The following is a 12,537-nucleotide window of genomic DNA, read 5'->3' as shown; positions in this document are numbered from 1 at the left end:
GACATTAAAATGACCGAAGCTACTACCTTCAAGCCAAAAAAATCCGTAGCCCTGTCGGGCGTCGCCGCCGGTAACACCGCGCTGTGCTCCGTTGGTAAAACCGGCAATGACCTGCACTATCGCGGCTACGACATCCTGGATGTCGCCACCACCTGCGAGTTCGAAGAAATCGCCTACCTGCTGGTACACGGCAAACTGCCGACCGTTGCGGAACTGAAGGGCTACAAGGCCAAGCTCAAATCGCTGCGCGGCCTGCCGCAAGCGGTGAAGTCGGCACTGGAAGCACTGCCTGCATCGGCCCACCCCATGGACGTGATGCGTACCGGCGTGTCGGTGCTGGGCTGCGTGCTGCCTGAGAAGGATGACCACAACACGCCGGGCGCGCGCGATATCGCCGACCGTTTGATGGCGTCGTTCGGTTCCATGCTGCTGTACTGGTATCACTACAGCCATAACGGCAAACGCATCGAAGTGGAAACCGACGACGACTCCATCGGCGGCCACTTCCTGCACCTGCTGCACGGCGAGAAGCCGCGCGATTCGTGGGTACGCGCGATGCACACCTCGCTGATCCTGTACGCGGAACACGAATTTAACGCCTCGACCTTCACCAGCCGCGTCATCTCCGGCACTGGCTCGGATATCCACTCGGCGGTGACTGGCGCAATCGGCGCGCTGCGCGGCCCTAAGCACGGCGGCGCCAACGAAGTCGCTTTCGAAATCCAGAAACGCTACGATAACCCGGACGAAGCGGAAGCCGATATCCGCAACCGCGTCGCCAACAAAGAAGTGGTGATCGGCTTCGGCCACCCGGTGTACACCGTCTCCGATCCGCGCAACGTGGTCATTAAAGACGTGGCGCGCCAGCTCTCCGAGGAAGCCGGTTCGACCAAGATGTTCGATATCGCCGAGCGCCTTGAATCGGTGATGTGGGAAATCAAAAAAATGTTCCCGAACTTGGACTGGTTCTCGGCCGTGTCGTACCACATGATGGGCGTACCGACTGCGATGTTCACGCCGCTGTTCGTCATCTCGCGCACCTCCGGCTGGTCGGCGCACATCATCGAGCAGCGCATCGACAACAAGATCATTCGCCCAAGCGCCAACTACGTCGGCCCGGAAGACCTGAAATTCGTCCCGATCAAAGACCGCAAATAATCATGAACACCCAATTCCGTAAAGCCTTACCGGGCACCCAGCTAGACTACTTCGACGCGCGAGAAGCCGTCGATGCGATCCAGCCCGGCGCCTGGGCCAAGCTGCCATACACCTCGCGCGTACTGGCGGAAAACCTCGTGCGCCGCTGCGATCCGGCTACGCTGAACGCCTCGCTGTCGCAACTGATCGAGCGTAAGCGCGACCTGGACTTCCCATGGTTCCCAGCACGCGTGGTGTGTCACGATATTCTCGGCCAAACGGCGCTGGTCGATCTGGCCGGCTTGCGTGACGCGATTGCACTGCAAGGCGGCGACCCGGCGCAAGTCAATCCGGTGGTGCCGACGCAGTTGGTGGTGGATCACTCGCTAGCGGTGGAATGCGGCGGCTTCGATCCGCAAGCGTTCGAGAAGAACCGCGCGATTGAAGATCGCCGCAACGAAGACCGCTTCCACTTTATCGATTGGACGAAGAAAGCGTTCCAGAACGTGGACGTGATCCCACCGGGTAACGGCATCCTGCACCAGATTAATCTGGAGCGCATGTCGCCGGTGATTCAGGTCGCGGACGGCGTGGCTTATCCCGACACGCTGGTCGGCACCGACTCGCACACGCCGATGGTCGATGCGCTGGGCGTGATCGCCATCGGCGTCGGCGGTCTGGAAGCGGAGACCGTGATGCTGGGCCGCGCATCGTGGATGCGGCTGCCGGACATCATCGGCGTTGAACTGAGCGGCAAGCCGCAAGAGGGCATCACCGCCACCGACATCGTGCTGGCGCTGACGGAATTCCTGCGCAAGGAAAAAGTGGTGTCGGCTTATCTGGAATTCTACGGCGAAGGCGCGACCGCGCTGACGCTGGGCGACCGCGCCACCATCTCCAACATGGCGCCGGAATTCGGCGCCACTGCGGCCATGTTCTCGATTGACGAGCAGACCATCAAGTACCTCAAGCTGACCGGCCGCGATGACGCACTGGTAGCGCTGGTCGAGCATTATGCCAAACACACCGGCCTATGGTCGGACAGCCTGAAAACGGCGGAGTACGAACGCGTGCTGAAGTTCGACTTGTCGACCGTGGTGCGCAATATCGCCGGCCCGTCGAATCCGCACAAGCGCGTGCCAACCAGCGAATTGGCTGCGCGCGGTATTTCGGGCGTGGTGGAAAATGAGCCGGGCAAGATGCCGGATGGCGCGGTGATCATCGCCGCCATCACCAGCTGCACCAACACCAATAATCCGCGCAATATGATCGCTGCCGGTCTGCTGGCGCGTAACGCCAACAAGGCGGGGTTGCTGCGCAAGCCGTGGGTCAAGTCCTCCCTGGCGCCGGGCTCCAAGGCCGTCACCCTATACCTTGAAGAAGCTGGCCTGATGCCGGAACTGGAAAAGCTGGGCTTTGGCGTGGTGGCGTATGCCTGCACCTCGTGCAACGGCATGTCCGGTGCGCTGGATCCGGTGATTCAAAAAGAAGTAGTAGAGCGTGATCTGTACGCAACCGCTGTCTTGTCGGGCAACCGTAACTTCGATGGCCGTATTCACCCGTACGCCAAGCAGGCCTTCCTCGCATCGCCGCCGCTGGTGGTGGCGTACGCGATTGCCGGCACCATTCGCTTCGACATCGAGAAAGATGTGCTGGGCCACGACGCCAGCGGCAAAGCCATCACGCTGAAAGATTTGTGGCCAAGCGACGAAGAGATCGACGCCATCGTTGAATCTTCGGTCAAGCCGGAACAGTTCCGCAAAGTCTACATCCCGATGTTTGCGCGCAGCGAAGGCGAGACCGAACGTGCCGCGCCGCTGTACGACTGGCGCGCGCAATCGACCTACATCCGCCGTCCGCCTTACTGGGAAGGCGCGCTGGCAGGCGAGCGCACGCTGAAGGGCATGCGTCCGCTGGCCATCCTGGGCGACAACATCACCACCGACCACTTGTCGCCATCGAATGCGATCATGATGGATTCCGCCGCCGGCGAGTACCTGCACAAAATGGGCTTGCCGGAAGAGGATTTCAATTCCTACGCCACCCACCGCGGCGACCACCTGACCGCGCAACGCGCTACCTTCGCCAATCCAACCCTGAAGAACGAAATGGTGCGCGATGCAGATGGCAAGGTCAAAGCTGGTTCGCTGGCGCGCGTAGAGCCGGAAGGCAAAGTGCTGCGCATGTGGGAAGCGATTGAGACTTACATGGATCGCAAGCAGCCGCTGATTATCGTCGCTGGTGCAGACTACGGCCAGGGGTCGTCGCGCGACTGGGCGGCCAAGGGCGTTCGCTTGGCGGGAGTGGAAGTGATCGTGGCCGAAGGCTTTGAGCGCATCCACCGCACCAACCTGGTTGGCATGGGTGTGCTGCCGCTGGAGTTCCAGCCGGGTGTGAACCGCCTGACGCTGGCGCTGGACGGCACCGAGACCTACGATGTCATCGGCCAGCGCACGCCGCGCGGCACGCTGACGCTGGTGATCCATCGCCGCAACGGCGAGCGCGTGGAAGTGCCGGTGACCTGCCGTCTGGATTCGTCGGAAGACGTGTCGATCTACGAAGCGGGCGGCGTGCTGCAACGCTTCGCGCAAGACTTCCTTGCATCGGCAAAGGCGGCATGATGGCGCACCAACCTCAAATCAAAATCCCCGCCACGTATATGCGCGGCGGCACCAGCAAGGGTGTGTTCTTCCGCTTGCAGGATTTGCCGGAGGCTGCGCAGCAGCCGGGCGCCGCGCGCGACCAGCTGCTGCTGCGCGTGATCGGCAGCCCAGACCCGTACGGCAAGCACATTGACGGCATGGGCGGCGCAACGTCGAGCACCAGCAAAGCGGTGATTCTGTCCAAGAGCACGCGCTTTGGCCACGATGTTGACTATCTGTTCGGCCAGGTTTCCATCGACACAGCGTTCGTGGACTGGAGCGGCAACTGCGGCAACCTGTCCGCCGCAGTCGGCGCGTTCGCTATCAGCGGCGGTCTGGTTGATCCGGCCCGCGTGCCGCACAACGGCGTGGCTGTGGTGCGCGTGTGGCAGGCCAACATCGGCAAGACCATCATCGCGCACATCCCCATCACCAACGGCGAGGTGCAGGAGACCGGCGACTTTGAACTGGACGGCGTGACCTTCCCAGCGGCGGAAGTGCAGCTGGAGTTCATGGATCCGGCGGCGGAAGAAGAGGGCGCTGGCGGTTCGATGTTCCCAACCGGCCAGCTGGTGGACGATCTGGAAGTCCCCGGCGTTGGCACGCTGAAGGCGACCATGATTAACGCCGGCATTCCGACCATCTTCATCAACGCCGATGCCATCGGCTACACCGGCACGGAATTGCAGGACGCGGTCAACGGCGACGCCAAGGCGCTGGCGATGTTCGAAACCATTCGCGCTTACGGCGCGCTGCGCATGGGTCTCATCAAGGAACTGAGCGAAGCGGCCAGGCGCCAGCACACGCCGAAGGTGGCGTTTGTGGCGCCGCCAACATCCTACGTTGCATCGAGCGGCAAGCAAGTAGCGGCGGGCGATATCGATCTGCTGGTGCGCGCGCTTTCGATGGGCAAGCTGCATCACGCCATGATGGGCACCGCTGCTGTCGCTATCGGCACTGCCGCCGCGATTCCCGGCACGCTGGTGAACCTGGCGGCGGGCGGCGGTGAACGCGGCGCGGTGCGCTTCGGCCATCCATCCGGCACCTTGCGGGTCGGCGCGGAGGCGATGCAGCAGAACGGAGAATGGAGCGTGACAAAAGCGGTAATGAGCCGCAGCGCGCGGGTACTGATGGAAGGCTGGGTACGCGTACCCGCTTAAGCAGTCACAAAAAACCGGAGGAGACATGAAGTACGCTGATTTTTATCAGCGCTCTATCGTCACGCCCGAACAATTCTGGCAAGACGAAGCTGCGCTCATCGATTGGAACACGCCGTTTACGCAAGTGCTGGATTATGCAAATCCGCCGTTCGCCCGCTGGTTCGTGGGCGGGCGCACTAATCTGTGTCACAACGCGGTGGATCGGTGGTGCTTGCCGGGTGGGCAGGGCGATAAGCCGGCGCTGATCGCCGTCTCTACCGAGACCAACACGGAGCGTAGCTACTCCTTTAAAGAACTGCACGCGGAAGTCCAGCGCTTCGCAGCGATGATGCAATCGCTCGGCGTGCGCAAGGGCGACCGTGTGCTGATCTATATGCCGATGATCGCCGAAGCAGCATTCGCCATGCTGGCCTGCGCGCGCATCGGCGCGGTGCACTCGGTGGTGTTCGGCGGCTTTGCGGCCAACAGTTTGGCAAGCCGCATCGACGACGCCAAGCCGGTGCTGATCGTCTCCGCCGATGCAGGTTCGCGCAATGGCAAGGCGATTCCGTACAAGCCGCTGCTCGATGAAGCAATCGCGCTGTCGTCAGCCAAGCCGTCGCGCGTGCTGCTGGTGGATCGTGGCCTGGCACCGATGGAACGTGTTGAAGGCCGTGATGTCGATTGCGCCGCGCTGCGTGCTTCGCACCTGGCCGCGCAAGTGCCGGTAACGTGGCTGGAATCGAACGAGCCTTCCTACATTCTTTACACCTCCGGCACCACCGGCAAACCGAAAGGCGTGCAGCGCGACGTTGGCGGCTATGCGGTGGCGCTGGCGGCGTCGATGAAGTACAACTTCTGCGGCAACGCAGGCGAGACCTTCTTTGCCACTTCCGATATTGGCTGGGTAGTGGGGCACTCGTACATCGTCTACGGCCCGCTGATCGCCGGCATGGCGACCATCATGTACGAGGGCTTGCCGATCTGTCCCGATCCCGGCATCTGGTGGAGCATCGTCGAAAAGTACAAAGTCACGCGCATGTTCTCGGCGCCGACAGCAATCCGGGTGCTGCGCAAGCAGGAACCGCAGTTCATGCGCAAGTACGACAAGTCTTCGCTGAAGGCACTGTATCTCGCCGGTGAGCCGCTCGATGAAACGACATCAAGCTGGATCGCCGGAGAACTCGGCGTACCGATCATCGACAACTACTGGCAGACCGAAACCGGTTGGCCGATACTCTCCATCGCCAAGGGCATTGAAGATGCGCCGACCAAGCTGGGCAGCCCCGGCGTGGCCATGTACGGCTACAAGGTCAAGCTGGTGAACGAATCCACCGGTGTGGAATGCAGCGCCAACGAAAAAGGCGTGGTGATGATTGAAGGCCCGCTGCCGCCCGGCTGCATGCAGACGGTGTACGGCAACGACCAGCGTTTCGTCGACACTTACTGGACTGAGTCGAACGGCAAGATGCTGTACTCGACTTTCGATTGGGGCGTGCGCGATGCGGACGGCTACTACTTCATCCTCGGCCGCACCGATGATGTGATCAATGTCGCCGGCCATCGCCTCGGCACACGCGAGATTGAAGAGTCCATCACCAGCCATCCCAACGTGTCCGAGGTCGCCGTGGTGGGCGTGGAGGATAAGCTGAAAGGGCAGGTGGCTGTGGCGTTCGCAATTCTCAAAGACGCCAACGCCGCCACCAGCGAACAAGACGTGATGGCGGTAGTAGATCGACAACTGGGCGCTGTGGCGCGGCCTGCGCGCGTGTACTTCGTTACGCAACTGCCGAAGACGCGTTCCGGCAAGCTGCTGCGCCGTTCGATACAAGCGATCTGCGAAGGCCGCAACCCCGGCGACCTGACGTCAATTGAAGATCCAGCATCGCTACAGCAAATTCAACGCGCACTGGAAAAATAAGGGGTACTTCGAACGAGCTATCGTTGGCGCGTAGCAGGTGTGCTTTTATTTGTACCCCTAACGAAAGGGTCTGACCCCGTACGGGGTCAGACCCTGGCCGCAGCGGTGTGCGGGTTGGGTTGGTGCCGCGCGTTTTTACGGCGACCAGCAGCGTCAACCCCATCAAAAAAATGAGCGCGCGTAAGCGAGTGGTAAGCCTCCGGTTTTAATCTGCAAGCACATTAAAAAAGGAGACACCTCATGCACGACGACCTCGTACAACAAATTAAGCGCGATCCTAGCTATCACAAGTTAGTGAAATCGCGCTCCCGTTTCGGCTGGGCGCTCACCGCGCTGATGATGCTGGTCTACTACGGCTACATCCTGCTGATCGCGTTCGATAAAGAATTCCTCGCCACGAAAACCGGCGACGGCGTTATGACGTGGGGCATGCCGATAGGCCTGTTCGTGATCGTGTTCACCGTGCTGATTACCGGCGTCTACGTGCGCCGCGCCAACAACCAGTACGACCAACTGACCCAAGCCATCCACGACAAGGTGAAACCATGAGCGCCCTGAAACGCCTGATGGCGCCTGCCTTGCTGGCTACTTGCGGTGCGGCGCTGGCCGCCGGCGGCGACCTTGGTCAAGCCGTTAAACAGCCGACCAACTGGACCGCTATCATCATGTTCGGCGTGTTTGTGCTGTTCACGCTTTATATCACCAAGTGGGCCGCCGCCAAAACGCGCTCCGCTTCCGATTTCTACACCGCCGGCGGCGGCATCACCGGCTTCCAGAACGGCCTTGCGATTGCGGGCGACTTCATGTCGGCGGCATCCTTCCTCGGCATCTCCGCATCGGTTTTCCTGAATGGTTACGATGGCCTGATCTACGCCATCGGCTTCCTGGTCGGCTGGCCGGTCATCACCTTCCTGATGGCGGAACGCCTGCGTAACCTGGGCCGCTACACTTTTGCCGACGTGGCTGCGTACCGCTTCAAGCAAGCGCCAATCCGCATCTTCTCCGCTTCCGGCACGCTGGTGGTGGTGGCGTTCTACCTGATCGCGCAGATGGTCGGTGCGGGCCAGCTGATTAAACTGCTGTTCGGCCTCGAATACTGGGTCGCCGTGGTGCTGGTTGGTACGCTGATGATGGTGTACGTGCTGTTCGGCGGTATGACTGCCACCACCTGGGTGCAGATCATCAAGGCCATCATGCTGCTGGGTGGCGCAAGCTTCATGGCGATCGTGGTGCTGGCGCAGTTTAACTTCAGCCCAGAGGCGCTGTTTGCCAAGTCGGTTGAAGTGCACGCCAATAAAGAAGCCATCATGGGCCCTGGCACCTTCATCAAGGATCCGATTTCCGCAATCTCGTTCGGCATGGCGCTGATGTTCGGCACCGCCGGCCTGCCGCACATCCTGATGCGCTTCTTCACCGTGCCTAGCGCGAAAGAAGCGCGCAAGTCGGTGTTCTGGGCGACTACCTGGATCGCTTACTTCTACGTGCTGACCTTCATCATCGGTTTCGGCGCCATCGTTTTGGTGAGCACCAATCCTGAGTTCAAGGACGCAGCGGGCAAACTCCTTGGCGGTAACAATATGGCGGCGGTGCACTTGGCCAAGGCCGTTGGCGGCAACGTGTTCCTCGGCTTTATTTCGGCAGTGGCGTTTGCGACCATCCTCGCGGTGGTGGCCGGCCTGACCTTGTCCGGCGCATCGGCCGTGTCGCACGACTTGTATGCGACCGTGATCAAGAAGGGCCAGGCGACCGGCGCGAGCGAACTGAAAGTATCGAAGATCACCACCATTGCCTTGGGCGTTGTGGCCGTGGTGCTGGGCATCGCGTTTGAAAAGCAGAACATCGCCTTCATGGTATCGCTGGCGTTTGCGATTGCGGCGTCGGCCAATTTCCCGGTACTGTTCATGTCCGTGCTGTGGAAGGATTGCACCACGCGCGGCGCCACCATCGGCGGCTTTGTCGGCCTGACCATGGCGCTGGTGATGACGGTGCTGTCGAAGTCCGTGTGGGTAGACGTGCTGGGTCACGCGCAAGCCGTGTTCCCGTATGCGTCGCCGGCCATCTTCTCCATGCCGGCGGGCTTCTTCTGCATCTGGCTGTTCTCGATGCTGGACAAGAGCGGACGCGCGCGCATCGACCGCGCTGGCTTCGAGGCGCAGCAGATGCGTTCCGAGACTGGCATCGGCGCTGCCGGCGCTACTGCGCACTAGTAAAAAAATAGCAAGTGGTACGACAATGCCCGGTTTGCCGGGCATTGTCGTTTTTACGCGCGCACGAATACACTTTAATAGCAGATGCCACTAATGTGGTTTATGATCTGCCAACTATGTTGCCTAGGTATCGTGTGCCCACCACTCCTGATTTCGTAGCTGACGCGCTGGCGTTGATCGGCGTGCCTGCCTGCGCCTGTAGCGCGGACGGTGCCGTGCTGGCCGCGAATACGGAATTGATTGCGCTGCTGGGCCTTGATCCTGGCGGCCGTCCGGTCGGTGATCTATTTGCGCGCCATGTGCGCGCTGCCAGTTTGGCCAGCCTGCAAAGCGCGGCGCGCTGGGATAGCTGCCTCACTTGCGCCGACGGCCAATACATCTCGGTGCAGGCATGGGCCAAGCCGCTGCCGCCTGGCGCCGGCGTTGACGGCTATACCATCGTCTTCCACGACATCACGGAAGCCCAGCGTGACCAGCGCGCGCTGCGCAAAACGCTGTTGGAGCAGCAGGCCATTCTGGAGAATGCGGCAGTCGGCATCTTGTTCAGCAAGGACGGCGTCATCGTCGAGTGCAATATCCGCTGCGCTGAAATGCTGGGCTACAGCCGCCATGAACTGGAAGGTGCGCCCAGCGTAATCGTCTATCCGAGCGAGGAAGCGTTCATCAAGCTGGGACAGGAGGCCGGGCCGCCGCTGTCGCAAGGGCAGTCCTATGCCGCCGAAATCCAGGTGCGCCGCAAAGACGGTTCGCTGTTCTGGGCGCGTCTGTTCGGCCGCGCCATCGATCCGCTGCACACCGCTGACGGCACCATGTGGATCATGGAAGACATCAACGAGCATAAGCTGGACGAAGAAAAGCTGCGCCGCATGCTGCTTGAGCAGAAAGCGATTCTCGACAACGCCTCGGTCGGCATCCTGTTTACCAAGGCGCAGCTAATGTTGAGCTGTAATGCGCGCATGGCCGAGATGTTCGGCTACGCGCCGGGCGAGATGGAAGGCCAGCCGGCGGTGGTGCTGTTCCAATCGGCGCAGCATTACGAGGACTTCGGCAAGGAAGCCGGGCCATCGCTCAGCGCCGGCCAGCCGTATGAAAAACACGCCTACGAATTCCGGCGCAAGGATGGCAGCTTGTTCTGGTGCCGGGTGCGTGCCCGCGCGGTCGATGACCAGCGGCGTGGCGGCGGCACCATCTGGATTCTGGAAGACGTGACGCACTCGCTGCAAACGCAGATGGAGGTCGAGGCGATCATGACCAACGCCTCGATGAGTATCCTGTTCACCAAGAACCGCGTCATCACGCGCTATAACCGCGGCTTCGCCGAGATGTTCCGCTACGATGAGCACTCGGGCCTTAACCTGCCGGGCCGCGCGCTGTATCCATCGCAAGAAGCATACGAGCGCTTGGGCGCGGAGGCTTATCCCTTCCTCTCCGTTGGCAAGCCGTTCCAGACCGAGATTGAGATGCGCCGCGCCGACGACACCACCTTGTGGGCGCAGTTGATCGGCTACGTGGTCAACCCGGACGATCCAAGCGCCGGCACCATCTGGGTGATTGAAGACCGCACCGAACAAAAACGCGCCGAGGAAGCGCTGCGCAATGCACTGCTGGAGAACCAGGCGATTCTCGACAGTGCGGTGCTGGGCATTTCGGTCGTGGAGAACGGCCGCAACTTGCGCTGCAACCGCAAGATGGAAGAGCTGTTCGGCTACGGCCCCGGCGAGATGAATAATCTGAGCGTGCAGGCCTTCTACGCCGATACCGATGCCTGGGATCGGGCGCGCAACGAAACGGCGCGCGACTTCCGCGCCGGCCATGTCAACGTCGCCGAATATCAGCTGGTACGCAAGGACGGCAGCACTTTCTGGGCACGCTTGTCCGGCCGTCCGTTCGATCTGGCGGAGGCCACCGGACGCTCGGTGTGGCTGGTGGACGACATCACCACGCGGCGCGAGGCCGCGGAAGCCGTGGCCCGCGCGCGTGATGAACTGGAATTGCGGGTGCAGGAGCGCACCGCCGAACTGGCCGGCGCCAACGCCCAGTTGCAAGGCGAGATTGTCGAACGCCGCCAGGCGGAAGCGCGCGTGCACCACATGGCGTACCACGACAGCCTGACCGGTTTGCCGAACCGCGCGCTGTTGTCGGATCGCCTGGATCGCGCCATGCTGGCGGCGCAGCGCACCGAGCGCAAACTGGCGGTGATGTTCATCGACCTGGACCGCTTCAAGATGATTAACGATTCGCTTGGCCACATGACCGGCGACCAGCTGCTGAAAGAAGTGGCCAGCCGCTTGTGCCGCGCGGTACGCGCCAGCGATACCGTGGCCCGCTTGGGTGGCGATGAATTCGTGGTGCTGGTGCCGGGCATACGCGCCGCTGATGAAGCGAGCCAGGTAGCCGAGAAAATCATTGAAGCCTTGTCCGAGAGCTTCCCGCTGGAGGGCCGCAACCTGCACATCACGCCATCGATCGGCATCAGCGTCTACCCGGATGACGGCGGCGACGTTGAAACGCTGATGCGCAACGCCGACGGCGCCATGTACCACGCCAAGGCCAGCGGCCGTAACAACTACCAGTTCTTCAAGGAGGCCATGAACCAGACGGCGGCGCGCCACTTCGAGCTGGAGTCCAGCTTGCGCGGCGCGCTGGCGGCCGATGAATTCGAGCTGTACTTCCAGCCCATCATGGACATCGGCACGCGCCGCCTGCATGCGATGGAAGTGCTGCTGCGCTGGCGCCGTGGCGGCGTGGAGCTGATTACGCCCGACCAGTTCATCCCCATCATCGAAGAAAACGGCATGATTGTGCCGATCGGCGAATGGGTGATCCGCCAAGCCTGCAAGCAAAGCATGGCGTGGCAGAGCCAGGGCATGACGCCGGTGCCGCTGGCGGTCAACCTGTCGCCGCGCCAGTTCATGCACCGCGGGCTGGTGGAATCGATTCGCGGCATCCTCGACGACACCGGCATCGACCCGGCGCTGATCGAATTCGAAATCACCGAGACAGCGCTGATGCAGCACGGCGAGCAGACGCTGGAAATTCTCGGCCATATCAACGCCATGGGCATCCGCTTGTCGATCGACGATTTCGGCACCGGCTATTCGTCGCTGGCTTACCTGAAGCGCTTCCCGGTCAAGAAGATCAAGATCGACCGCGCCTTCATCAAGGACTTGGAAGAGAGTGCGGAAGACCGCGCCATCGTGGCGGCGATCATCGCATTATCGGACAGCTTGCAGCTGTCGGTGGTGGCGGAGGGCGTGGAGACCGAGGCGCAGTACGCGCTGCTGCAGCGCCACGGCTGCCAATTCGCGCAAGGCTATTTGTTCTCGCAGCCGGTGCCGCACGCGACGGCCCAGCTGCTCTTGCCGCGCTGCTGATCAGCGGGGGGCATCGCATGAATCGGTGTTGGCGCTTGATTGGTGTGCTGATGTTAGTACCCCAAACGAAAGGGTCTGACCCCGTACGGGGTCAGACCCTGGCCGCAGCGGTGTGCC

At 61.6% G+C, this 12,537-nt stretch carries 7 protein-coding genes; all 7 read left to right on the top strand.

Features of this window, described 5'->3' with window-relative positions; translation table 11 throughout:
- The first annotated feature begins 9 nt into the window (after nt 1–9).
- The 7 genes from prpC (at nt 10) to GTP45_RS00115 (ending at nt 12,420) form a co-directional block, all read left to right on the top strand.
- Entirely contained in the window at nt 10–1,158 is a 1,149-nt protein-coding gene (prpC, locus tag GTP45_RS00145) for a bifunctional 2-methylcitrate synthase/citrate synthase (RefSeq protein ID WP_161011878.1), read from the top strand.
- Nucleotides 1,159–1,160: 2 nt separating this feature from the next.
- Entirely contained in the window at nt 1,161–3,758 is a 2,598-nt protein-coding gene (gene acnD, locus GTP45_RS00140) for a Fe/S-dependent 2-methylisocitrate dehydratase AcnD (RefSeq protein ID WP_161011877.1), read from the top strand.
- Nucleotides 3,758–4,939 carry a 2-methylaconitate cis-trans isomerase PrpF gene (gene prpF, locus GTP45_RS00135; RefSeq protein ID WP_161012659.1) on the top strand — a complete coding sequence of 394 codons (1,182 nt, stop codon included), beginning with the start codon at nt 3,758–3,760 and terminating at the stop codon, nt 4,937–4,939. The genes acnD and prpF overlap by 1 nt, the downstream gene beginning before the upstream one ends.
- A gap of 25 nt (nt 4,940–4,964) precedes the next feature.
- On the top strand, nt 4,965–6,839 hold the full coding sequence (locus GTP45_RS00130) for a propionate--CoA ligase (protein WP_161011876.1): 1,875 nt from the start codon (nt 4,965–4,967) through the stop codon (nt 6,837–6,839).
- 240 nt (nt 6,840–7,079) lie between these two features.
- On the top strand, nt 7,080–7,388 hold the full coding sequence (locus GTP45_RS00125; RefSeq protein WP_161011875.1) for a DUF485 domain-containing protein: 309 nt from the start codon (nt 7,080–7,082) through the stop codon (nt 7,386–7,388).
- Entirely contained in the window at nt 7,385–9,046 is a 1,662-nt protein-coding gene (locus GTP45_RS00120) for a cation acetate symporter (protein ID WP_161011874.1), read from the top strand. The genes GTP45_RS00125 and GTP45_RS00120 overlap by 4 nt, the downstream gene beginning before the upstream one ends.
- A 116-nt stretch (nt 9,047–9,162) precedes the next feature.
- The gene (locus GTP45_RS00115) at nt 9,163–12,420 is read left to right on the top strand and encodes a bifunctional diguanylate cyclase/phosphodiesterase (protein WP_161011873.1); all 3,258 of its coding nucleotides are present in this window, start codon (nt 9,163–9,165) and stop codon (nt 12,418–12,420) included.
- The last annotated feature ends 117 nt before the right edge of the window (nt 12,421–12,537 follow it).

The organism is Duganella rivi (assembly GCF_009857435.1).
GTDB classification, from domain to species: Bacteria; Pseudomonadota; Gammaproteobacteria; order Burkholderiales; family Burkholderiaceae_D; genus Rugamonas; species Rugamonas rivi.
Note: the sequence above shows the minus strand (reverse complement) of the source record. Positions and strands in the feature narration are given on the sequence as shown.

What these genes read in the sequence shown, in the direction of transcription:
- prpC (WP_161011878.1), top strand. Translation starts at nt 10, where the DNA reads ATGACCGAAGCTACTACCTTCAAGCCAAAAAAATCCGTAGCCCTGTCG.
- acnD (WP_161011877.1), top strand. Translation starts at nt 1,161, where the DNA reads ATGAACACCCAATTCCGTAAAGCCTTACCGGGCACCCAGCTAGACTAC.
- prpF (WP_161012659.1), top strand. Translation starts at nt 3,758, where the DNA reads ATGGCGCACCAACCTCAAATCAAAATCCCCGCCACGTATATGCGCGGC.
- GTP45_RS00130 (WP_161011876.1), top strand. Translation starts at nt 4,965, where the DNA reads ATGAAGTACGCTGATTTTTATCAGCGCTCTATCGTCACGCCCGAACAA.
- GTP45_RS00125 (WP_161011875.1), top strand. Translation starts at nt 7,080, where the DNA reads ATGCACGACGACCTCGTACAACAAATTAAGCGCGATCCTAGCTATCAC.
- GTP45_RS00120 (WP_161011874.1), top strand. Translation starts at nt 7,385, where the DNA reads ATGAGCGCCCTGAAACGCCTGATGGCGCCTGCCTTGCTGGCTACTTGC.
- GTP45_RS00115 (WP_161011873.1), top strand. Translation starts at nt 9,163, where the DNA reads ATGTTGCCTAGGTATCGTGTGCCCACCACTCCTGATTTCGTAGCTGAC.